Origin of the sequence: Priestia aryabhattai B8W22 (genome assembly GCF_000956595.1) — a bacterium.
Taxonomy (GTDB): Bacteria; Bacillota; Bacilli; order Bacillales; family Bacillaceae_H; genus Priestia; species Priestia aryabhattai.
Window position 1 is genome coordinate 179214 of the sequence record NZ_JYOO01000002.1, and the last position, 23761, is coordinate 202974.

Annotated in this window: 24 protein-coding genes; all 24 read right to left on the bottom strand. The window is 40.3% G+C overall.

Translation table 11 applies throughout. The features are described from left to right. Nucleotides 1-15: 15 nt before the first annotated feature. The 24 genes from sucC to N178_RS02350 all read right to left on the bottom strand — a co-directional run bounded on the left by sucC (nucleotide 16) and on the right by N178_RS02350 (nucleotide 23634). On the bottom strand, nucleotides 16-1176 hold the full coding sequence (gene sucC, locus N178_RS02235; RefSeq protein WP_013058890.1) for an ADP-forming succinate--CoA ligase subunit beta: 1161 nt from the start codon (nucleotides 1174-1176) through the stop codon (nucleotides 16-18). A 368-nt stretch (nucleotides 1177-1544) separates the two neighbouring features. Then, nucleotides 1545-2312, bottom strand: coding sequence for a ribonuclease HII (locus N178_RS02240; protein ID WP_045290156.1), 768 nt, complete (start codon nucleotides 2310-2312; stop codon nucleotides 1545-1547). Nucleotides 2313-2420: 108 nt separating this feature from the next. Continuing rightward, entirely contained in the window at nucleotides 2421-3287 is an 867-nt protein-coding gene (ylqF, locus tag N178_RS02245; protein WP_045290158.1) for a ribosome biogenesis GTPase YlqF, read from the bottom strand. Nucleotides 3288-3308: 21 nt separating this feature from the next. Then, a complete protein-coding gene (gene lepB / locus N178_RS02250) occupies nucleotides 3309-3860 on the bottom strand; it encodes a signal peptidase I (protein ID WP_013058893.1) in 552 nt (183 codons plus the stop codon). A gap of 180 nt (nucleotides 3861-4040) precedes the next feature. Then, entirely contained in the window at nucleotides 4041-4385 is a 345-nt protein-coding gene (gene rplS, locus N178_RS02255) for a 50S ribosomal protein L19 (RefSeq protein WP_013084808.1), read from the bottom strand. A gap of 161 nt (nucleotides 4386-4546) precedes the next feature. Further along, nucleotides 4547-5287 carry a tRNA (guanosine(37)-N1)-methyltransferase TrmD gene (gene trmD / locus N178_RS02260; protein WP_045290160.1) on the bottom strand — a complete coding sequence of 247 codons (741 nt, stop codon included), beginning with the start codon at nucleotides 5285-5287 and terminating at the stop codon, nucleotides 4547-4549. After that, nucleotides 5287-5799 carry a ribosome maturation factor RimM gene (gene rimM / locus N178_RS02265; protein WP_045290162.1) on the bottom strand — a complete coding sequence of 171 codons (513 nt, stop codon included), beginning with the start codon at nucleotides 5797-5799 and terminating at the stop codon, nucleotides 5287-5289. Before rimM ends, trmD begins: the two co-directional genes overlap by 1 nt. Nucleotides 5800-5811: 12 nt before the next feature. Beyond that, the gene (locus N178_RS02270; RefSeq protein ID WP_013058897.1) at nucleotides 5812-6195 is read right to left on the bottom strand and encodes a YlqD family protein; all 384 of its coding nucleotides are present in this window, start codon (nucleotides 6193-6195) and stop codon (nucleotides 5812-5814) included. 151 nt (nucleotides 6196-6346) lie between these two features. Further along, nucleotides 6347-6577, bottom strand: coding sequence for a KH domain-containing protein (locus N178_RS02275; RefSeq protein WP_013058898.1), 231 nt, complete (start codon nucleotides 6575-6577; stop codon nucleotides 6347-6349). An 11-nt stretch (nucleotides 6578-6588) separates the two neighbouring features. Continuing rightward, nucleotides 6589-6861 (bottom strand): 30S ribosomal protein S16, encoded by a 273-nt coding sequence (gene rpsP / locus N178_RS02280; RefSeq protein ID WP_013058899.1) that lies wholly within the window; start codon nucleotides 6859-6861, stop codon nucleotides 6589-6591. A gap of 136 nt (nucleotides 6862-6997) precedes the next feature. Then, on the bottom strand, nucleotides 6998-8341 hold the full coding sequence (gene ffh / locus N178_RS02285) for a signal recognition particle protein (RefSeq protein WP_013058900.1): 1344 nt from the start codon (nucleotides 8339-8341) through the stop codon (nucleotides 6998-7000). Nucleotides 8342-8353: 12 nt separating this feature from the next. Continuing rightward, the gene (locus N178_RS02290; protein ID WP_013058901.1) at nucleotides 8354-8686 is read right to left on the bottom strand and encodes a putative DNA-binding protein; all 333 of its coding nucleotides are present in this window, start codon (nucleotides 8684-8686) and stop codon (nucleotides 8354-8356) included. 273 nt (nucleotides 8687-8959) lie between these two features. Continuing rightward, entirely contained in the window at nucleotides 8960-9958 is a 999-nt protein-coding gene (ftsY, locus tag N178_RS02295) for a signal recognition particle-docking protein FtsY (protein WP_013058902.1), read from the bottom strand. 25 nt (nucleotides 9959-9983) lie between these two features. Next, nucleotides 9984-13544, bottom strand: coding sequence for a chromosome segregation protein SMC (gene smc / locus N178_RS02300; RefSeq protein WP_045290165.1), 3561 nt, complete (start codon nucleotides 13542-13544; stop codon nucleotides 9984-9986). Between the two features lie 77 nt (nucleotides 13545-13621). Then, nucleotides 13622-14368 carry a ribonuclease III gene (gene rnc, locus N178_RS02305; protein WP_045290166.1) on the bottom strand — a complete coding sequence of 249 codons (747 nt, stop codon included), beginning with the start codon at nucleotides 14366-14368 and terminating at the stop codon, nucleotides 13622-13624. A gap of 181 nt (nucleotides 14369-14549) precedes the next feature. After that, nucleotides 14550-14783: an acyl carrier protein gene (gene acpP, locus N178_RS02310; protein ID WP_013058905.1), complete on the bottom strand. Its 234-nt coding sequence runs from the start codon at nucleotides 14781-14783 to the stop codon at nucleotides 14550-14552. Nucleotides 14784-14921: 138 nt separating this feature from the next. Then, nucleotides 14922-15662, bottom strand: coding sequence for a 3-oxoacyl-[acyl-carrier-protein] reductase (gene fabG, locus N178_RS02315; RefSeq protein WP_045290168.1), 741 nt, complete (start codon nucleotides 15660-15662; stop codon nucleotides 14922-14924). A gap of 1 nt (nucleotide 15663) precedes the next feature. Continuing rightward, on the bottom strand, nucleotides 15664-16608 hold the full coding sequence (fabD, locus tag N178_RS02320; protein ID WP_045290170.1) for an ACP S-malonyltransferase: 945 nt from the start codon (nucleotides 16606-16608) through the stop codon (nucleotides 15664-15666). Nucleotides 16609-16611: 3 nt separating this feature from the next. Continuing rightward, nucleotides 16612-17616, bottom strand: a complete 1005-nt coding sequence (gene plsX, locus N178_RS02325; RefSeq protein ID WP_028410795.1) for a phosphate acyltransferase PlsX — start codon at nucleotides 17614-17616, stop codon at nucleotides 16612-16614. A 20-nt stretch (nucleotides 17617-17636) separates the two neighbouring features. Then, complete coding sequence (gene fapR, locus N178_RS02330; RefSeq protein ID WP_013058909.1) at nucleotides 17637-18200, bottom strand: transcription factor FapR; 564 nt, start codon at nucleotides 18198-18200, stop codon at nucleotides 17637-17639. A gap of 503 nt (nucleotides 18201-18703) precedes the next feature. After that, nucleotides 18704-20752 (bottom strand): ATP-dependent DNA helicase RecG, encoded by a 2049-nt coding sequence (recG, locus tag N178_RS02335; protein WP_045290171.1) that lies wholly within the window; start codon nucleotides 20750-20752, stop codon nucleotides 18704-18706. Next, nucleotides 20745-21632 carry an L-serine ammonia-lyase, iron-sulfur-dependent, subunit alpha gene (gene sdaAA / locus N178_RS02340; protein ID WP_014458410.1) on the bottom strand — a complete coding sequence of 296 codons (888 nt, stop codon included), beginning with the start codon at nucleotides 21630-21632 and terminating at the stop codon, nucleotides 20745-20747. The genes recG and sdaAA overlap by 8 nt, the downstream gene beginning before the upstream one ends. 98 nt (nucleotides 21633-21730) lie before the next feature. Then, nucleotides 21731-22393 carry an L-serine ammonia-lyase, iron-sulfur-dependent subunit beta gene (sdaAB, locus tag N178_RS02345; RefSeq protein WP_028411448.1) on the bottom strand — a complete coding sequence of 221 codons (663 nt, stop codon included), beginning with the start codon at nucleotides 22391-22393 and terminating at the stop codon, nucleotides 21731-21733. A 212-nt stretch (nucleotides 22394-22605) separates the two neighbouring features. After that, complete coding sequence (locus N178_RS02350) at nucleotides 22606-23634, bottom strand: PTS sugar transporter subunit IIC (protein ID WP_045290172.1); 1029 nt, start codon at nucleotides 23632-23634, stop codon at nucleotides 22606-22608. Nucleotides 23635-23761 lie beyond the last annotated feature (127 nt).

Below are 23761 nucleotides of genomic sequence, written 5' to 3' on the forward strand. Positions count from 1 at the left end.
TATCCCCCAGCCTTTCTATTTCACTAGTGAAACGATTTTTTGTGCGCCGTCTGCCATAGATTCAGCAGCTGTGATATTTAAGCCTGATTTTTGTAAAATTTCTTTTCCAAGTTCAACGTTTGTTCCTTCTAAGCGAACAACTAATGGAAGGCTTAATCCAACTTGTTTTGTTGCTTCAACAACACCTGTTGCAATAACATCACATTTCATAATTCCACCGAAAATATTAACGAAAATACCTTTTACATTTTGGTCAGATAAAATAATTTTGAATGCTTCTGTTACTTTTTCAGCAGTTGCGCCGCCCCCAACATCCAGGAAGTTAGCAGGGTCGCCTCCGTAATGCTTAATAATATCCATCGTTGCCATCGCTAAACCTGCACCGTTTACCATACAACCGATATTACCGTCTAGTGAAATGTAGCTTAAGTCGTATTTAGATGCTTCAATTTCTTTAGCATCTTCCTCTTCAAGGTCACGATATTCAAGAATATCTTTTTGGCGATACAGCGCATTTGAATCAAAGTTTAACTTCGCATCCAATGCCATAACGTCTCCGTCACCTGTTACAACTAGAGGGTTAATCTCTGCAATTGAGCAGTCTTTTTCAACAAATACTGTATATAAACCTGTCATGAATTTAACTGCTTTTCCAACTAATTCTTTTGGAATATTAATATTAAATGCAAGTCTGCGAGCTTGGAATGCTTGTAAACCAATCGCAGGATCTACATATTCTTTAAAGATTTTTTCAGGCGTTTTTTCCGCCACTTCTTCAATTTCAGTTCCACCTTCTTCAGAACCCATCAATACAACTTGAGATGTTGCACGATCAAGAACTAAACCGATGTAGTATTCTTTCTTAATATCGCATCCCTCTTCAACTAACAAGCGCTTAACTTCTTTTCCTTCAGGACCTGTTTGGTGCGTTACGAGGGTCTTTCCTAAAATATCTTGTGCATATGTACGAACTTCATCTAAGTTTTTTGCTACTTTGACACCGCCCGCTTTACCGCGTCCACCAGCATGGATTTGTGCTTTCACCACTGATACTTGTGAACCTAATTCCTTTGCTGCTTCAACTGCTTCTTCAACAGTAAAAGCTACTCGACCGTTTGGTACTGCAACCCCATATTTTCTGAGTAGTTCTTTTCCTTGATACTCATGGATATTCATTTCCCATCCTCCTAACATAATCAACCACAAAACTATACTGCACAAAATAGACTGCGCTTTCATTGTATAAAAATAATTGTCTAATTGTCTACTATTCTAGTGAAAAATATTGAAATAATAAGAAAATTGATATTTTTATGGAGATAGTACTTAACCATACCTTATGAAGATGGTGAGACTCCGGAGACGTTAAACGTGGGGTTGATCATGTAAATCAACTCTCATAACTAAAGCAAGCTGAGAGGAAAAGAATTTACGAACTTTTCCCGCTGCAATATCTCCGCTTACATAGGCTATATTCTTTTTAAGCCTAGAATCCCGCATTGAAACATGCGCTAAAAAGCAGAGATATGCTCGGGTATCATGTTCTAGTTTACTTGGTTTTTTATCGGTGCAAAAGATCGGCGATGTTCTGGCAAAATTCCATGTTGTTCGATTGCTTCTAAATGTTGTTTTGTTCCATACCCCATATGTTTTTCGAATCCGTATGCAGGATAGCGTTCACCAAGTTCTTTCATCATTCGATCTCGCGTCACTTTTGCAATAACAGAGCTTGCAGCAATCGAAATGCTTGTAGCATCGCCTTTAATGATTGACTGCTGCGAAATAGGCACCGGCAGCTTCATCGCATCAATAAGCAGTTCATCAGGCTGAACAGCCAGCAGTTCAATTGCTTCAATCATTGCCTTTTTTGTTGCTTCATAAATATTAATAGAATCAATGACCTCTGCGCCTATAATCCCTATACCGATAGCGACAGCTTTTTTACAAATTTCTTCATAAAACGCTTCTCGCTTTGCTTCTGATAACTTCTTTGAATCCGTCAGACCAGGGAGAAAAAAATCAGAAGGTAAAATAACAGCAGCCGCTACTACAGGCCCTGCTAACGGTCCTCTTCCTACTTCGTCTACTCCGGCAATATAAGTTGCTCCTTGACTGTATAATTCATTTTCATATGTCATCATTTCATCAAACTGTTGCTTCAAGCGCTCAGCAGCTTCAAATTGCCTTTGTTTTTGAATAATAACCTGTTGCACACCTTTACGCTCATCTTGCGCATATGCCTTAAATAAAGCATCTTCCGGGCTTCTCACTTGCTTTAGTTCCTCTTTTATTTCCTTAATACTCTTTTTCATTAGCTCCACCTTCTTTATCTCAACTTTTTCACACGGCCTTTTCACATAAAAAACGCCTCATGCTGAAAAGGCAGAGGCGTTTTTTTGCTTCAGTTCGCAATGTGTTGCTTACAGCTGTTGTTCAGCTTCATTTGGGTTATCAAATGTAAAAGTGCCAATTTTATCCGTTCGAATTTCTCGAAGAACAAGCTCAGCTGTTTTATCATAATCCACCATGCCGCCACCCATTAAACAGCCGCGGCGCGCTCCAATTGCATCAAACAGTTCCACGATATCTTCAGGGATTTCGTTTAAATCATAACGCTGCTTTAACTGTTCCGGATAATGGCTAGATAAGAAGCGCAGAGCATAAACAGCGACATCTTGCATATTTAAAATGGTATCTTTGATAGCACCCGTTGTCGCAAGCTTATATCCAACTGTTTCATCTTCAAACTTAGGCCACAAAATACCTGGCGTATCAAGCAGCTCCAGCTCATTTCCTACCTTAATCCACTGCTGTGCCTGCGTCACGCCTGGACGATCTCCGGTCTTGGCGATTTTTTTGCTGGCAAGGCGATTAATCAGCGTTGATTTACCGACGTTAGGAATCCCTACAATCATCGCACGAATAGCACGGGGTTTTTTAACTCCTTTTGCGCGCATGCGGTCAAACTTCTCTTGAAGAAGTTCTTTGGAAGACGAAACAATTTGTTTCATTCCTTTACCTGCTTGTGCGTCAATAGCTAAGGCATAAATACCTTGTTCTTTATAATAATCTAACCATTGCTGAGTAACACGCGGATCCGCTTTGTCCACTTTATTCAGCAATACGATTCTCGGCTTGTTCACAATAATCTCATCAATCATCGGATTTCGCGATGATTGCGGAATGCGTGCATCAACCAGTTCGTATACAATATCAATCAATTTTAGCTTTTCAGTTACTTGTCTTCTGGCCTTGGCCATATGACCAGGAAACCATTGAATTGTCATATTTTACTCACCTTTTATATTTTACTTTGCAAAACGCGCTTCTTTAATCGGCCAGTATACAGCGCTCGTTTTACCAAGCACCTTGTCCATGCTCACAAAGCCAATCTGACGGCTGTCTTTACTGTAGCGTCGATTGTCTCCCATCACGAACAAATAGCCTTCTGGCACGGTCTTTTTACCCGTTACGTCTTCTAGTTTAAAATCTTCGGTTAAATTACCGTCAATCACTTCTTTTTTATACTGATCTAAATAGGGCTCTTTATAAGCTTTTCCATTTACATACAGCGTATCATTTCGATACTCAATATGATCACCCGGCAGTCCGATAATACGTTTTATGTAATCTTTTTCCGCTGTAGCATGAAAAACAATAATATCAAAGCGATCAGGATCACCAATCTTATAGGAGAACTTATTTACAATCATTCGATTTTGATCATGCAGCGTAGGCATCATAGAAAGTCCATCTACTACAATCGGGGCAAACAAAAAATAGCGAATTACAACAGCTAACAGTACGGCAATGGCGATTGCTTTTATCCATTCCCACAGTTCATTTTTCTTTCGAGCCATCTTCAGTCCTCCAACTCTTATGTCATACCTTTATTTTAAACGATAATGTTTGAAACGCCTAATAAATAAATAGAATAAAAAAATGATGACTTGTACGTCTATTTTTTCCTGTCAGAGAACGAATCGTTCTAAAAAAACATTTGAAAAAAGGAGCTTGTATGAACAAGCTCCCCTTTACTATTATCGAATTTCTTTAATACGCGCAGCTTTACCACGTAATTCACGTAGGTAATAAAGTTTCGCACGGCGTACTTTACCGCGGCGCATTACTTCGATTTTTGCAATTTTTGGCGTATGAAGTGGGAATGTACGCTCTACACCTACACCGTAAGAAATCTTACGTACTGTAAATGTTTCGCTGATACCACCGCCACGACGCTTAATAACAACACCTTCAAATACCTGAACACGTTCACGAGTACCCTCAACGATATTTACGTGTACACGTACAGTATCACCAGGACGGAACGTAGGAAGATCTGTTTTTAATTGTTCTTTTGTAATCTCTTCGATTAATTTTTGCATCGCGTGTTTCAACTCCTTCCAACAGACGCTCATACCAATGCTTTTCAATCATTGCAGCGGAACATCGTTATAGGTGACCAGACATCTGCCCAAGCCACAAAATCTATCTTAGCACACTCTTATACCGTATGCAACAGAGTTTATGCATAAATTTTATGGATTTATGAAAGCTGATTTTCTTCTTTTAATTGAGCTACTAGTTTCTTTTGCTCTTCTGTTAGCTCCATTTTTTCAAGCATATCCGGTCTTCGAAGCAACGTGCGCTTTAAAGACTCTTTTTGGCGCCACTGTTCAATTTTTTTATGATTTCCTGACATAAGTACTTCAGGAACTGTTAAGCCTCTAAAATCAGCAGGACGCGTATAGTGCGGGTGCTCTAATAAACCGGTGCTGTGTGAGTCTTGTACAGCTGAGTAATTATTGCCAAGCACATCAGGAAGCAGGCGAACAACGCTATCGATCACAACCATTGCACCAAGCTCGCCTCCGGTTAATACATAGTCACCAATTGAAATTTCATCGGTTACCAGCTGCTCACGAATTCGTTCATCATACCCTTCATAATGGCCGCAAATGAAAATTAGATGCTCTTCTGCTGCTAGCTCTTCTGCTTTTGCCTGCGTATAGCGTTCTCCTTGCGGACAAAGCAAAATCACCCGGGGCTTTTTTGCTGTTTCAGTGAGCTTTTCTACGGCGTCAAAAATAGGCTGCGGCGTCAATACCATTCCAGCACCTCCGCCGTAAGGATAATCATCCACATTTTGATGTTTGTTCGTAGAATATTCTCGGAAATTAACCACATTCAGTTCAACCGCATTTTTTTCCTGTGCTTTTTTCAAAATTGATTCGCCAAAAACACCGTCAAACATAGAAGGAAATAACGACAGTACATCAATTTTCATTAGTCCAATAATCCTTCCATTACTGTAATAACGATCTCTTTTTCATCTATATCAATAGATTGTACCACGTCGTCGATATAAGGAATAAGAACTTCTTTTCCGCCTTTTTTAACAACCCATACATCATTAGCTCCCGGCGTTAAAATTTCTTTGACCGTTCCTACCTCTACTCCGTCTTCTGTTTTTACTGTACAGCCAATAATTTCATGGAAATAGAATTCACCGTCTTCTAAATCCGTTAGCTGCTCCTCAGGAATTTTCACTTCGCAGTTTTTGTACTGCTCAACATCATTTACGTTGTGATAGCCTTCGAATGTAAGCAGATCAAAATTTTTATGCCTGCGATGGCTTGCTACCGTTACTTCCACCGGCTCGCTTTGCTTTTCTTTGAAGATATAAAGTTTATTTCCTTTTTCATAGCGCTCATCCGCAAAATCCGTAGTTGATACAATACGAACTTCTCCTTTTACACCATGGGTATTCACAATTTTTCCAACCTTAAACCATTTCATGCTTCTTCACCTCTATCTAATCTCAACAACTTTGCTATCTTTTATAATAATTGTTTTACTTTCTTTTATCTTTTCCCAATCGTCGCCGATTTTTACCTCTACTAAGGCATCCAGTTCCGTTTCAACGAGTTCGCTCCCTAAAGGAAGCTTTTCTAATTGCGTCAGCTGAAAGTTCAACACTTCAATTTTTTCAAGGCGAGCGGATTTTTCTTTTTCAAATTGACTATGTAATAAAGAAGAACCTTTATTGGCTTTTTCCATGTGCTTTAACTGAAATTTCAGCTGTTCCATTTCTTTTTCAAGCGCCTGCTTGCGGTTTATAAAACGATTTTCAAGATCTTGTTTGCTTGCTTCAGTTAACACTTGTTTCACAACCACTTTTTGAATAATGTTCAAAACGTTCCCTCCGCCCTCAAGATAGTGACCTTGTGCTTTTTACATGCATATTGAAATAGCTGCTTCTTGCTCGCAAAAGACTTACTGTGATCAAAACGTTCATCTTATCATAACATAAAAAAAGGGCGAGGTTATCCCTCTCCCTTTTTGATTACTCTTGAATTTTCACATACACTTTTTTACCTTGCTGTGATGCTGCTGCATTCACAACAGTTCGAATCGCTTTTGCAACGCGGCCTTGTTTGCCGATTACTTTGCCGACATCTTCTTGGTGAACGGTGAGGATGTATGTCACTTGACGTTCATCTTCTTGTTCCTCCACTTTAACATCAGCTGGATAATCCACAAGCGGCTTTACAATTGTTTCGATTAGTGATGTCATCTCGAGTGAAATTATTTTCCTAATTTAGCATTATGGAATTTTTCCATGATGCCTTCGTTAGAGAAAAGGTTACGAACTGTATCAGATGGTTTAGCACCATTTTGTAACCATTTAAGAGCTAGCTCTTCATCGATTTTAACTTCAGCTGGTTGAACTACAGGATTGTAAGTTCCAACTACTTCGATGTAACGTCCATCACGTGGTGAACGAGAGTCTGCTGCTACGATACGATAGAAAGGAGATTTTTTAGCTCCCATACGTTTTAAACGAATTTTTACTGCCATTTTATAAAGCACCTCCGAATATGTTTCAACAAGATAATATAATATCAAATAGGTAAAATGTTTGTAAAGGTTTTTTTCTTAACACTAGAAAAATATTTTATTTTCTTTGGTTTTTCAGTCCAAATCAAGCATTTTATCATGAAAAGAATGGAAGTTTCATACCCTTTTTCTTGCCTTTTGACATATTTGTCATTTGTTTCATCATTTTTTTCATGTCTTCAAATTGTTTAAGCAAACGGTTGACTTCTTGTACAGAACGTCCGCTTCCTTTTGCAATACGCTTTCTTCGACTTGCATTAATGATTTCAGGGTTTGTTTTTTCCGCTTTCGTCATCGAACGAATAATTGCTTCTACATGATTAATTTGCTTTTCATCAACCTGCAGGTTTTTGAGCCCCTTTACTTTATTGGCGCCCGGAAGCATACCAATTAACTCATCAAGCGGTCCCATTTGACGCACCTGAGCAAGTTGATCTAAAAAGTCATCAAATGTAAATGACTGCGTGCGCAGCTTAGCTTCAAGCTCTTTTGCTTTTTCAGCATCTACATTTGCCTGAGCCTTTTCGATAAGCGTCAGCACATCACCCATACCTAAGATACGGGAAGCCATACGCTCTGGGTGGAATGCTTCAATAGCATCCATCTTTTCTCCAAGACCGACAAACTTAATTGGTGTATCAGTTACTGCACGAATAGAAAGCGCTGCACCACCGCGCGTATCGCCGTCTAGTTTCGTTAATACAACTCCAGTTAATCCTAATTGCTTATTAAAGCTATCCGCAACGTTTACTGCATCTTGACCCGTCATCGCATCGACAACAAGGAAAATTTCGTCTGGGTTAGAAAGCTCTTTGATCTGTTCTAACTCCTCCATTAGATTTTCATCAACATGCAAACGTCCCGCTGTATCAATTAATACATAATCGTGATGCTCTTCTTTCGCATGAGCAATAGCTTGTTTCGCAATCTCCACAGGACTTACTTGATCACCTAATGAAAAAACAGACATGCTAAGCTGTTTCCCTAGTGTTTCAAGCTGTTTAATAGCTGCCGGACGATAAATATCTGCTGCTACAAGCAATGGATTACGGTTATATTTTTTACGTAATAAATTAGCAAGTTTACCAGTTGTTGTTGTTTTACCTGCACCTTGAAGCCCAACCATCATAATTACAGTTGGAGCTTTTGGAGCTACTGCAATCTTGCTTTGCTCTCCGCCCATAAGTGCAGTTAATTCTTCTTGTACAACCTTAATAACTTGCTGTCCAGGCGTTAAGCTCTTAAGAACGTCTTGACCTACAGCACGTTCGCTTACGCGCTTAACAAAGTCTTTTACTACTTTAAAGTTTACATCGGCTTCTAAAAGGGCAAGTCTAACTTCACGCATCATTTCTTTAACATCAGCTTCGTTAACTTTTCCTTTTCCTTTTAACTTTTGCAGTGTGCTTTGCAAACGGTCGGCTAATCCTTCAAATGCCATATGCGCCGCCCCCTAATCTAATTTCTCGAGCGAATCAAGAAGAGAAGAAAGCTTACTGTTCTTGTTTAAATCGGCTGCAAGTTCGTCTTTCAGTTGTTGAACAATTGATTGACGCTCTTGAAACCGTTGAAATAACAATAGCTTTTCCTCATATTGTTCAAGCATTTGCTCTGTACGTTTTATATTATCATAAACTGCTTGACGACTCACATCAAATTCTTCCGCTATTTCACCGAGGGAATAATCATCCAAGTAATAAAGTGACATATAACTTCTTTGTTTGGGCGTCAACAGCGCCTGATAGAAGTCAAATAAGTAATTCATTCTTGTTGTTTTCTCGAGCATATGCACGCTCTTTTCAACCATCTGACCGCCCCCTTGTTAAGTGAAAAGCCTTTACATGTTATTAGTTTAACTAGGCTAGGTTTGAATGTCAAGTTTTTTCCTTAACACCTCACATTTTTCCACTTAAAAGAGATGGAAACATAACTAAATTACTTCAGTTTAAAGACGAATAAATATGAAACCTGCGTCCACCCTACCAATGAAAAAATCCGAACGACTCATCGTTCGGATCTTCCTTCAACTTAGATACTTTTATCCCAGCCTCTTTTGAGCTTATGCCTCTTTTTCTGTTTCTTCTTCTACAGCATTGGCAAATAATCCATAGATATATTGCTCTGTGTCAAACGGCTGAAGGTCGTCTACTTTTTCTCCAAGTCCAACGAATTTAACAGGAAGCTTCAGTTCGTTTCGAATGGCAAGAACAATTCCGCCTTTAGCCGTACCATCTAGTTTTGTTAACACAATTCCAGTCACGTTCGTTGCTTCTGAGAATGTTTTAGCCTGACTTAAAGCGTTTTGACCCGTCGTCGCATCAAGCACCAGGAGTACTTCATGAGGAGCACCAGGAATTTCTCGCTCAATAACACGCTTTACTTTCTCTAATTCTTTCATTAAATTCACTTTGTTTTGAAGGCGCCCTGCTGTATCACATAATAAAACATCTGCTTTTCGAGCCTTGGCTGACTGAACGGCGTCATACATGACAGCGGCAGGATCAGAGCCTGCAGATTGCTTAATAACATCAACACCAACGCGTTCTCCCCATACTTCTAACTGCTCAATCGCACCGGCACGGAACGTATCTCCTGCCGCCATTACGACTTTTTTGCCTTCTTGCTTGAATTTATGCGCAATTTTCCCAATTGTTGTTGTTTTCCCAACGCCGTTTACCCCTACAAACAAAATCACCGTTAAATCATTTTGCTGCATATTCAGTTCACCAATCTGCTCTTCACCAGATTCATAAATATCAATTAATTTCTCAGAGATGACTGCCTGTACATCTTGAGGATCCTTAATATTACGGCGTTTCACTTCCGATTTTAAGTCATCAATTAAATCCAACACGGTAGCAACACCGACATCAGCACTAATTAAAATTTCTTCTAATTCCTCAAAAAACTCTTCGTCTACTTGACGATAGCGAGACACTAGATCATTCACGCGTTCTGAAAAAGAATTGCGCGTTTTTGATAGTCCATCTTTAAATTTTTGTGTAACAGAATCGGTTTGCATTGTAATTTTTTCTTTTAGTTTCTTAAAAAAGCTCATTCGTACCACCCTTTCATTCTATGAGTTAAACATATTGCTTTGATTCTTCTAAACGAACAGAGACTAATTTCGATACGCCAGATTCCTGCATCGTCACACCGTACAGTACATCAGCTTCTTCCATTGTACCTTTTCGGTGAGTAATAACAATGAACTGTGTTTGATTACTAAATTTGCGTAAATACGTAGCGAAGCGATGAACGTTTGCTTCATCAAGCGCCGCTTCCACCTCATCTAGCACACAAAATGGCACTGGACGTACTTTCAAAATAGAAAACAGGAGGGCAATAGCTGTTAACGAACGCTCGCCGCCTGACAGCAACCCTAGATTCTGAAGTTTTTTCCCAGGAGGCTGGGCAACAATTTCCACCCCTGTATTTAATAAATCTTTCGGATCTGTTAATTTCAAATCCGCTTTCCCTCCTCCGAATAGTGAAGAGAACACTGTACCAAATTCATTGCGGATACGAGAGAACGTATCAGAAAAACGTTTCTTCATTTCCTCGTCCATTTCTTCAATCACTTGATACAGGGTATTTTTCGCTTCGTCGAGGTCCGCTCGCTGTGTATTTAAAAATTCATAGCGCTCTGAAACGCGTTCATATTGTTCAATGGAACCTATGTTTACGGTTCCTAATTCATCAATTGCCAGCTTAATGAGCTTGATTTTTTTTCTCGCTTCTTGAATATCCAATGTTAAAGGATACTTTTCTTTTGCTGCTTCAAAGCTAATTTCGTACTCTTCTGTCAGCTGCTGCAGACGGCTGTCTAGCTCTACGTCAATTCGATTGATTTTGACTTCTTCATCTTTTAAAGCATCCGTAATTTGTTTGTACTGGCGCTGCAGCTCTTTTACAATTCTCTCTTCGTCTTCAAGTTTATTCTGGGCTTTCAACCGCTCTGATCTGCAGTCATCCATTAATTGTAACGTTTCTGTCTTTTCTTTTATTCGCTCATGCGCCGCTTCTTCGAGCTGAAGTTCACCCGAGTCGTTGCTCGTGATTTCACTCGTTAAAAGAGAAAGATCATCTGTAGCTTCGGACAAACGCTGAATGGTTTGATCAAGCTCAAAGCACACTCTTTCATATTTTTCTTGCTGATTTGTGAGGAACTGTTCTTTTTTGGCAAGAAGCACTTTTACTTCTGTAAGCTCATGTTGAACCGTTTCTTTAGACGTTTGCTGCGTATGCTTGCGTGCAGCTAACTCTTCAATGTTTTTCTCTAATACATTTGCCTGCTGCTGATTTCCCTGCAAACTCGTATGCAGCTCATCAATTCGAGCGGACAAGCTCGTTTGGTCTTGTCTAAAGCTAGCAATATCATGATCGTACATCGTTAAGCGGTCATTCACTGCTTTTTCTTCGATGTCAATCTGCTTTACTTCTCGGTCAGATTCCTGCTCTTTGTCTTTCAAGCGTTCCACAAATGCCTGCTGTTTATTAATTTCCTGTTGAAGCTCTTCGATCTGTGACTTTTTGTCTTTTACATCTTGCTCGAGCACAAGCGTCTTTTGTTCCATCTCTTCTATTTTTGCCGTAATGGCTTCCACTTCACGCTGGCGGCCTAACAAAGAGTTGGACTTTTGCTTCATTGAACCGCCTGTCATCGAACCACCGGGGTTGACGACATCTCCTTTAACGGTCACAAAACGATAGCGATGCTGCACAAGACGGGCAAGTTCATTTGCACCTTTTAAATCATTGACAACAATAACGGTTCCAAGCAAATTTTTAATAACTCGGTCGTAGGTAGCTTCATATTTAACAAGAGATGAAGCAATTCCCACATAAGAGTCGTGACTCTCTAGCATAGAGATAGTTTGAGCCGGAATATAACGGTCTTTGACAGACGTCAGTGGCAAAAACGTAGCTCTTCCGTAACCGTGTTGTTTCAAAAAACCAATTGCCTGACGTGCACTTTGTTCGTCTTGAACGACAATATGCTGAGCTGCTCCTCCAAGCGCAATTTCAAGCGCTGTTTCATACTCTTTTGGGACATTGATTAGCTCCGCAATGGCACCTTTAATACCTGCAAGCTTCTCATCACGCGCTTTTAGCACTTCTTTTACACCGTGAAAATAACCTTCATAGTCTTCTTGCATTTCTTCAAGCATTTCTTTACGCGATTTTGTCTGCTGAACGTACTGATAAGCTTGATAAAGCGTAGACTCTTGTTTACGGTAGGCTTGTCTTAAGGACTCAAGCTTCTCTCCTTGCTGTTTATACACTTGTACAGCCTGCTGAAGCTCTTGACGAAACTGAGCGAGCCTTTTGATCGCCGCTTCTTTTCGCTGCGTTAATTCACGGCGCTGTTCGACGTATTGCTCGTTGGATTTTGTTAAGCGCTGCTCTTTTTCAAACGTTTGCATTTTTTGCTGCTCTAAAAATGATATTTCATTTCGAGCGGATGTTTGAGCGTTCGCTAATTCAAAATACTCGCTTTTCATCTGTTCAAGTTTTTCTTCTAAATTCTCACTGTACTGCCTGAACAACTGCTCCTGCTCAGTAAGCTTCATACGTATCTCTTGCACTTCTTTTTGAGACTGCTCAAGATCTTTTCCTTCATTATCTTTTGCTTTACTTAATTCTTGATGCTTATGAGTATACTCTTTTACTAAACGTTCCAGCTGCTCTTTATTTTGAAAAGCATTTTTCTTGCGCTCTTTTAATACTTCTTTTTTGCCTTCTAGCTTTTCCACTTCTTCACTTACATATAGTAGTTTTTTATGTAAAGAGTCTAGCTGTTCATCGATTTGCTGAATATGCAAACGAAGAGTCTGGATTTCTCCTTCACGCGTGCGAATATTCGTCGCGAGAGACTCTTCAAGCTGCTCGTGCTGAGCCATTTCAGCTTTTAACTTTTCCCATTTCTGATGAAGATCTTCAACTTCAAATACCGTAACAGCCACATCAATGTGCTCTAATTCTTCTTTTTTCTGCAAATAATCTTTTGCAATCGACGATTGAATCTGTAAAGGCTCTAACTGACCTTCAATTTCATGCAGAATATCTACCACTCGATTTAAATTTTCTTGCGTTTCGAGAAGTCGAAGCTCCGCTTTTCGTTTACGCGTTTTATATTTTAATACCCCTGCTGCTTCTTCAAAAATTTTACGGCGCTCGTCAGATTTACTGCTCAGCACTTCTTCTACTTTTCCTTGACTGATAATAGAAAAAGCTTCTCTTCCAAGTCCTGAGTCCATAAATAAATCGACAATATCTTTTAAACGGCACGGCTGGTTGTTAATAAAAAATTCACTGTCTCCTGAGCGGTACACGCGCCTTGTAATACTAACTTCATGATAATCAAGCGGAAGAAACTGGTCATCATTTTCCAAAGTCAGCGTTACGTCAGCCACGTTTACCGCACGGCGTGATTCGCTTCCTGCAAAAATAATGTCCTCCATTTTCCCTCCGCGAAGCGATTTGGCTGACTGTTCTCCAAGCACCCAGCGTATAGCATCCGTAATGTTGCTTTTTCCGCTTCCATTCGGTCCTACTACCGCCGTTACACCTGGCACAAAATCTATCGATACTTTTTCTGCAAACGATTTGAACCCTGCAATATCTAATCGTTTGAGGAACATAGAAATCCCCCCTCACACATGTAATCTTTTCATAGCAAATCCCCCTTTATAACGAATGCGTTAAGAGGGGGATCATTTTATTTCGTTTGACTTGCTCTAATTTTCGTAATAGCTACTTGAGCTGCTTTTTGCTCTGCTTCTTTTTTCGAACGGCCTACACCAATGCCGAGCTCTTCACCATTTAACGATACGCGAGATAAGAATTCGCGATTATGCGCTGGACCTTTTTCTTGCAAAACTTTGTATTCTAATTGTCCAACTCCATCACGCTGAATCACTTCTTGAAGCTGGCTTTTGAAATCCATCACATGAGAAAAAGCACCTTCATTAATTTTTGGAAAGACAACTTTTTTTAGAATCGTCACTACCGTATCAAGCCCTTGGTCTAAATAAAGAGCTCCGATAAATGCTTCAAACACATCGGCCAGTAAAGCCGGTCTAGATCGGCCGCCTGTCATCTCTTCACCTTTTCCAAGTAACACTAGTTTACCAAAATCCATTTCATTTGCAAAAGTAACAAGCGACGGTTCACACACAACTGCTGCGCGAAGCTTCGTTAACTCACCTTCACTCATCGTTGGATACTTTTTAAATAAAAATTGTGATACGGTTAGCTCTAATACGGCATCTCCTAAAAACTCAAGACGCTCGTTGTCCTCATACGGTCTTCTGCGATGCTCATTCACATAGGATGAATGTGTAAATGCTTGAAAAAGAAGCGCTTCATTTGTAAACTGAATACCAATTTCCTTTTGAAACTCTGCAAAATTTTGCTTGAATTTCACGTTCATCTTTCGATCTCGATTTGAATATTGTTTAGGCATAAAATACCTCCGCTTACCTGCTTCAATTGTTTCGTAGTTTTTTCCTAACATCTCTCATTATAAAACGAGGTATCCTAAAAGATACACTACCTTTTCAAAAAAAAGAGGTCTTTTTTTGAAATTCTTAAAAAGAAGAGAAAGCCCCGCTGTTTAACGGGGCTTTTCATACATATACTACAGATTAAATTTGGCTCTGTATGTAATTAACTGCATCTCCTACAGTTGAAATTTTTTCAGCTTCTTCGTCAGAAATTTCGATATCGAATTCCTCTTCAAGCTCCATTACAAATTCAACTACGTCTAGAGAGTCAGCACCTAAGTCTTCTTTGAAACTAGATTCTAGTTTCACTTCACTTTTGTCTACACCAAGACGATCAACAATGATTGTTGTTACGCGTTCTAGTACCTCTGCCATTGTTCTTCACCTCCCCTCAAGTCATTATAGATGATTTCCATCTAAAATACTATGGTTGAATAATAAAGTTTATCGGTCGCCTAGTAAACGTCCCTTTGTACTTTATCACCAAAATACACTTTTCGTAAAGTGCATTTTTTACATCACCATTCCGCCGTCAACGTGAATCGTTTGACCCGTAATATAACGGCTTGCATCTGATGCTAAAAACGCAACTGCGTTCGCAACATCCTCTGGCTGGCCGAAGCTTGCAAGAGGAATTTGCTTTAACATTTCCGCCTGCACTTCTTCATTCAATTTATCCGTCATGTCTGTTGCAATGAAACCAGGAGCAACTGCATTCACTGTAATATTGCGGCTTGCTAATTCTTTGGCAGTTGTTTTTGTTAAACCAATCACGCCTGATTTTGCTGCTACATAATTTGCTTGTCCAGCATTACCGCTGACGCCGACAATTGATGAAATATTAATGATGCGTCCTGCGCGCTGCTTCATCATTTGACGAGTAACGGCTTTTGTACACAAAAATACGCCTTTTAAGTTTGTATTAATAACATCATCCCATTCGTCTTCTTTCATACGCATAAGAAGATTATCACGTGTGATGCCCGCATTGTTCACTAAAATATCTACTGAACCAAATGTAGAAATCGCTTCTTTTATCATTGCTTGTACAGAATCACTTTCTGCTACATTTGCTTGTACAGCAATTGCATCCGTTCCTAATCCTTTAATTTCGTCCACAACTTCAAGAGCTTTCGCTTCGCTGCCAGAATAGTTTACAACTACTTTAGCACCAAGCTTTCCCAGCTCAACTGCAACGGCACGACCAATTCCGCGAGAAGCGCCTGTTACAACCGCAACTTTCCCTTGTAACATGTTATTCTCCCCCTTTTAGTGCGTCAATCGTTGATTTTAATGATGTAAGATCATTAACAGCATAAACAGCCGCACGGCGATTTACTTTTTTCACAAGACCTGATAATACTTTTCCTGGTCCAATTTCAACAAATGTATCTACACCTTCTGCAAGAAGCGTCTCAACTGTTTCTTCCCATCTCACTGGAGAATACAGTTGTTCCACTAGCTTGTTTTGAATATCTTGACTGTCAGTAACCGGCTTTGCTGTTACATTTGCTATGACTGGAACTTTCGCATCGCTAAAGCCCACTGTTTCTAGCGTATCACGTAATTTTTCGGCAGCTGGCTTCATTAAACTAGAGTGGAACGGACCGCTTACCACTAGAGGAATCACGCGTTTTGCACCTTTTTCTTTGGCAAGAGCTCCAGCTTTTTCTACGCCATTTACCGTACCTGAAATAACAATTTGACCCGGACAGTTAATATTTGCAAGCTGAACAGCGTCGCCTTCGCTTGTAATTTGAGCGGTAACAGCTTCTAAATCTTCCGCTGACATGCCAAGCACTGCTGCCATTGTACCTTGACCTGCTGGCACAGCTTCATCCATATAGCGACCTCTTTTGTGGACAGCAACAACAGCATCTTTAAACGATAAAGCCTCAGCAGCCACAAGCGCACTGTATTCTCCTAGACTGTGACCCGCAACAAAATCGGGTGTAATTCCGCTCGTTTTAAATGCTTCAAGAAGCATTGTACTCGTTGTTAAAAGAGCAGGTTGAGCGTAATAAGTTAAAGTCAATTCTTCTTGAGGGCCTTCAAAAATAATGTTTGAAAGACTGAATCCTAAAGCTTCGTCCGCTGTATGAATCAGCTTTTTCGCTTCCTCTGTTCCATCATATAAATCTTTTCCCATACCAACAGTTTGTGACCCTTGGCCTGGAAAGATAAAAGCAATTTTCCCCATTTCTTATCTCTCCTTTTCTTCATTCGCAGTTTGTTCGATTGCTTTTTGAATAGTGGAGGACACATTGTTTTCCACCATATTCACAGCTTGCTTAATCGCACTAAATACTGCATTCGCATCCGACGAACCGTGCGCTTTGATAACAGGCGCATGCAATCCAAACAGCCCTGCTCCTCCATATTCACTGTAATCCATTTTCGCTTTTAAACCCTGCAGCTGAGGCTTTAGCACCGCTGCGGCTAACTTGCTTTTTAACGTGCTCATTAATTCTTGTTTAATCATTGAAAACAAAGAAAGCGCCGTTCCCTCAATGCTCTTAAGAGTCATATTCCCTGTAAAACCATCTGTTACAACCACATCCGCTACGCCGTTTAGCAAATCACGGGATTCCACGTTGCCTACAAAATTGAGATCAGCGTTTTTTAGTAGCTGAAAAGCTTGTTTTGTTAAATCATTTCCTTTTTTATCCTCAGTTCCAATGTTCAACAGCCCCACTCTAGGAGCTTGAATGCCGCGTACTTTTTCGGCATACACAGACCCCATCACAGCGTACTGGAGCAAATGTTCAGGCTTGGCATCAACGTTTGCACCAACGTCTAGCATTAAAAAGCCTTTTCCATCTAGTGTCGGAAGCGTCGGAGCAAGTGCTGGACGTTCAATGCCTTTGATGCGACCTACAATAAAAAGTCCCGCTGTCATTAACGCACCTGTATTCCCTGCTGAAATACAAGCATCAGCACGACCTTCGGCTACTTCATTTGCCATTAATACCATAGATGCTTGTTTTTTACGGCGCACAGCTCGCACTGGCTCATCAGTTGCATCAATGGTTTCTTCTGTATGAATAATCGAAATACGATCTGAATTCGTTAAATACTTTTTTATTTCTGATTCGTTTCCAATTAACGTAATATGTAATTCTTTAAATTGAGCAGTAGCTTTTTCTACACCTTCAATAATGGCTTTCGGTGCATGATCTCCGCCCATTGCATCAATAGCTAGTTTCATGTTGCGTCTCATCCTTTTTATTATTTATCCTTTGTAGAACGATACATTTTAAAAGTGCCAGAGAACACTTGCTCTTGTCCTACATAGCTGTTTACCTCAACGGTGGTTCGCACTTCACTAGTTGACAGAACTTTCGCTTTTGCTATCACTCGTTCATGAAGCTTAACAGGGCGATGATAACGGATCGACGCATCTGCTGTGAGCGCTAGTTCATTGTTAATAACAGCGACAGCTAACGAATTAGCTTGCGCAAAAAGGTGGTGACCACGAGCAATTTGATTACGCTGAAACACATGCTCTGTTTTCACATCAAAAATAGATATCGCTGATTGATCTAGTTCAATGTCGATAACTTCTCCAATTACTTCTTCAATCGGAAGCGAACGCACTTCCTCGTCTAGTTGTTTTGAAGCTACATGCTTAATACGTTCTCGCAGTTCAGGAATCGACAACTCTAGGCGGTCTAATCGAATTGTTTGAACGCTCACTGAAAAACGGTCTGCTAGTTCTTCATCCGTAATAAATGGGTTTTCTTCAATTGTCGTTTTTAATAGCTGCTGTCTTTCTTTTTTACTGCGCTTCATTGTCCACCATCCGAACTTTTAATACTAGGTACTAATAGCAGTATATAATCATTACCTTCTAATTGCAACATTTTTCACATGCTGTATTCTGTGCATTGACGTCGTATTAATGGCCACCAGCCACTAACTCTTTCACTCTAAGCCGCTTTTTATCTTTATAGACGAAAAGAGATTGAGACATAAATAGATCACTTCAATCTAAAGATGAACAAATGGGATAAAGAAGCTTGTATAGATTGCTTGTTACACCGCTGTTATAATTTTCGTGCAAGATTTCGCTTTCCTCGGGCGGCCGGTGATCCTCCTCGTCCCTTACGCTTCTGCCGGGTCTCATCTATTCCACTTTCCCCGCAGGAGTGCCTTGCCCTTTACTCGACAGTTAGAAGCACCTACATATCTATCACCTACATGAAATCTACGTTCATCATCACAAGGAAAAAAATCCGAACGATTGATCGTTCGGATTTCCCTTCAACTAAAACAATTTGTTCCGGTCTCTTTTATTAATCAAACTTTTCTCCAGTTAATACGCCCGTTGCTTCTAATTGTATTCTCAGCAGCGCAAACTGATCTTCTGTCCAAAAGCTGTCGGAATTTACAAGCTTAGCAGCATCTTCTCGAGCTACTTCAAGCGCACGGTAATCGTGCACCATATCAGCTACTTTAAACTCAGGCATTCCGCTTTGTTTTCTACCAAAGAAATCACCAGGCCCACGAAGCTCTAAGTCTCTTTCTGATAATACAAATCCATCGTTTGTTTCCGTCATAATGGTCATTCGTTCTTTTCCAACTTCTGATTTCGGATCCGCGAGCAGAATACAATACGACTGTGCATCTCCTCGCCCTACGCGCCCTCTTAGCTGATGAAGCTGTGATAACCCAAAGCGCTCTGCATCGTAAATGACCATCACAGTTGCATTCGGTACGTTCACTCCTACTTCTACAACCGTTGTCGATACTAAAATCTGCACGTCATTTACGCTAAACTGTTTCATCACTTCTTCTTTTTCATCAGGTGACAATCTTCCGTGCATGAGACCAACGCTTGCTTTTCCATTAAAGTAGTGAGTGAGTGTTGCATGCACATCAATTGCATTTTGAACATCCAGCTTGTCCGATTCTTCAATCAATGGACAAATAACGTAAGCTTGTCTGCCGTCGTGTATTTCTTTTTCAACAAAATGTAAAATACGTTCCAGCATGTCATGTTTTACCCAGTACGTTTCAATGGCCTTACGCCCTGCTGGCATTTCATCAATAATGGACACATCCATTTCTCCAAACACCGTAATAGCAAGGGTTCTTGGAATAGGAGTGGCCGTCATAAACAGTACATCCGGACTCTCTCCTTTTTCACGTAAAACCCGACGCTGTCCAACTCCAAAGCGGTGCTGTTCATCCGTAATGACGAGCCCTAAACTATTATATATAACTTCATCTTGAATTATGGCATGTGTACCTACTAATACATGAACATCTCCGTCTTTCACTCGCTGAAGCAGCTCTCTTCTTGCTTTTCCTTTAACAGATCCTGTTAGCAGGCCTACGCTGATGCCTACCTTTTCAAGCATCGCAGTTAATGACTCAGCATGCTGTTCAGCTAAAATTTCAGTCGGTACCATTAAAGCACCTTGATGTCCCGCTAAAACAGTAGCGTATAAAGCAACCGCTGCTACGACTGTTTTACCTGACCCTACATCACCTTGCAGCAAACGATTCATGCGATAAGGCGATTTCATATCGTGCGTAATTTCGTTTACTACACGTTTTTGAGCGCTTGTTAACGGAAAAGGCAGCAAGTTCGTGAAGTTTACCAGCTCAGTTGAATCAAAAGCTTGCTTCATTCCAGGCGTTTCTTCTCTTTCGCGCTTTCTCAGCGCCTGCATTTTTAATTGAAAAAGTAGAAATTCTTCATAGACAAATCGACGTCTTGCTTGTTTTAAATCTTCATGATCACGAGGTAAGTGAATACTTCTAACCGCTTCTTCACGCGTTACTAGTTTGTACCTAGAACGAATAGAGGCCGGGAGCATATCCTGAATGCTGCTGCCATAATTCTTCAACGCAAGAGAGACGAACTTCCGCATTCCTTTGACCGTTAAGCTGCCTTTAACTGAGTAAACAGGCTCAATCGTTTGATTTTTAACAAACGGAGAAAATTGAAGCTCCTGCAAGTTAATCGTTTGCCGATGCTGATCCCATTTCCCCGTAACCGTAACAGTTTGATCGATTTCTAACTTTGATTTATAGTAAGGGCGATTAAAACAAGTAACCGTAATCAAATAGCGGTTTACTAGCAGCCGAAACGTAAGGCGCGAACGTTTTTTTCCGTAATACGTAAGCGAGGGGACGCTGTGAACCTTTCCTTCTACGGTGACCTTTTCGTCGTGCTTTGCTTCAGCCAAATCTTTTAACTCATAATCTTCATAGCGGTATGGGAAATGTTCTAACAAGTCATGCACACTGTGAATATGCATATCCTCTAATGCTTGTGCTGTTTCATCTCCAATACCTTTAATGGTTTTAATTGAAATAGTTGTTAGTTCATTCACTTTTATTTAATGCAATACCAAAGATCTTCGCTTCAAGCTCGCGACCTGTTGGTGTTGCCGCTAAGCCTCCTTGTGCAGTTTCTCGTAATGCAACCGGCATCGTTTGACCAATTTTATACATAGCATCAATGACTTCATCACATGGAATACGACTCGTAATGCCTGCTAAGGCCATATCTGCTGCAATCATTGCATTCGCCGCTCCCATTGCGTTTCGTTTCACACATGGAACTTCTACTAGCCCCGCTACTGGGTCACATACTAATCCTAGCATATTTTTGAGAGTAATTGCCATTGCTTCAGCTGCCTGACTCGGTGTACCTCCTGCCATTTCAACAATCGCTGCAGCTGCCATTCCTGAAGCTGAACCAACTTCTGCTTGACATCCGCCTGCTGCTCCTGAAATAGACGCATTATTGGCTACAACAAACCCAAAAGCACCTGATGTAAATAAAAATTCAATCATTTCTTTACGAGTTGGGTTTAGCTTATTTTGCACTGCAAACAGCGTTCCTGGCACTACCCCCGCAGATCCAGCAGTAGGCGTTGCACAGATTGTCCCCATTGCCGCATTTACTTCGTTTGTCGCTACAGCTTTGCTGACTGCATCTAAAATTAAATTTCCAGATAAAGATTTTCCACTTTGAATATAGTTTTGAAGCAGCACTGCATCTCCGCCTGTTAAACCTGTAACAGACTGTACCCCTTTTAAACCGCGTTCAACCGCTTCTTCCATAACCGTTAAGTTCCGATCCATTTTTTCCATGATTTCTTCACGAGTAACTCCCGTGATATCTATTTCCTGTTGAATCATAATCTCTGCAATTTTTACATTTTGACTTTCTGCTAATTCTACTAGTTCTGCTACGTTTCGAAACATAGTAACCTCCGCTATTATTCTGTCTTATTTTCACTTTAGAATCATCTATAACCACTCGGCTCCAGTTATTCTCTCAAGCCGTTCCTATTCGCTCTATCCTACTCAACCATTCTTGTTACTTGGATAATATGAGGCAATGTTTTTAACTCTTCAATTACATCATCTTCAATATTCGTATCCATTTCAATTGCCATAAGCGCTACTTCGCCGCGCTCTTTGCGAGATACTTCCATATGTCCGATATTAATTGAATGTTTCATCAAAATATTTGTAACGGTCGCAATGGCACCAAACCGGTCATTATGCACAACGAGAATAGCTGGATTCATGCCTGATAAATTTAATTCAAATCCGTTCAGCTCCGTAATTTGAATTTTTCCTCCGCCAATTGAAATTCCAACAACTTCAATTTCCTTTAATCCGTCGCTCATTTTGATGCGAGCAGTATTCGGATGATCGGTGATTGCCGCTTCCTCAACAAATGTGACGTCGATTCCTTCTTTTTTAGCCAAGTCCAAAGACTCCGGAATACGCTGATCGAATGTATCAAAATCTAAAATACCGCCAATCAACGCTACGTCTGTTCCGTGCCCTTTATACGTTTGAGCAAAAGAACCGTATAATGAAACCACAACTTTTGTCGGCTGCTTGCCAAAAAGTGTTCGGGCAACGCGTCCAATACGCGCTGCACCAGCCGTATGTGAGCTAGATGGTCCAATCATGACCGGACCAATAATATCAAAGACAGATTTATATTTCATAAGGATTTTCCCCCTGCTATTTAGACATTGTTATTACTTATATGTTACTTGAGCTTTTGACTTTTTGGAAGCTTTGTTTCACGCTCTTAAAAAATTTAAAAATTCTCATTTTTATTAGAGATTCACGCAAAAAAATAGCGGTGTATTTATCCATAAAAATAGGATAAGCACACCGCGTTTTTTGCTATATTATACAGGAAAAGATGAATTGTTTAAGCTGCTTCTTGCTCGGAAGCTACATCGTCTACTGTTTTAATTTTAAAGTTTTTAAAAACAACTGAACCTATAAACCCAGCTAATGCTCCCGCTAGTGCACAAAGTACTGCACAAATTGTGACCTTCACAGGGTCATTAAACCCAAACATCACTGCAAGTCCTGCGATTGGCGTTGCCGTGCCTGCAGCATCATTTACCAATCCGAACAGAGCCACAACCACACCGGCTAGTGCACCTCCAACAAAGTTTGTAATGTAGATAGGAATCGGATTTGCTGAAATAATATTCGCTTGTGTTAAAGGTTCAACTGCAACTGAAATGGTTGTACGGCGATCCCCAATTTTTAATCGATCAAACAGCACATAGTTCATGAAAGAAGAACCAAACACAGCAAGAGCTCCAATCGCCATAGGCAATCCCGTTAACCCTAGCATAGCCGTTAAAGCCATTGAGCTAAGCGGAGCCGTTGCTACTACTGTAATAACTCCCCCTAAAATAATTCCCATCAAAATAGGGCTAGCACTTGTTGTATCTTTAATAATTCCTCCAATATTTAAAAGAGTCGCATCTACAATAGGTGAGAATGCATTACCAATTAATCTTGTTAAAGGTGCTGCAATTAAGATGTTGCCTAATAAGTCTAGACCAGCAGGTGCCTTTTTCTCAATAAATTTCACTACAAATGCCATGAGGTATCCCGCAAAAAATCCAGGGAGCAAGCCTAGCCCTGAACACACCACCCCCATCATAAGAGCATATACTGGGGATACTCCTAACGCCAAAGCAACTAGTGCAGCTGCTGCAACTCCTCCCATTCCTCCTGCAGCCTTTCCAACTTCACCTAAGAATGAAATACCTAGTAAATCTCCTCCTACATATGACTGAAAGGCTTCTACGAGAAACGCAGCTACCGCTCCGCTTGCCAGAGCCCCCATTGCTTTCATGCCATAAGGTGCCTTGTTGCTAAACAACCAAAATAAAAATAAAACTAATAATAATAAACCTGTTCCTTTTAAAATATCCACTGTTGCCTCTCCTCTCATGCTGTTTTCTTTCACATTTGACTCAATCAGTTTTCAAAACTACCATACAAACGGGTTCTTTTCAACTAATATACCTAATATGACGAACGATTACAACATATAAAAATAA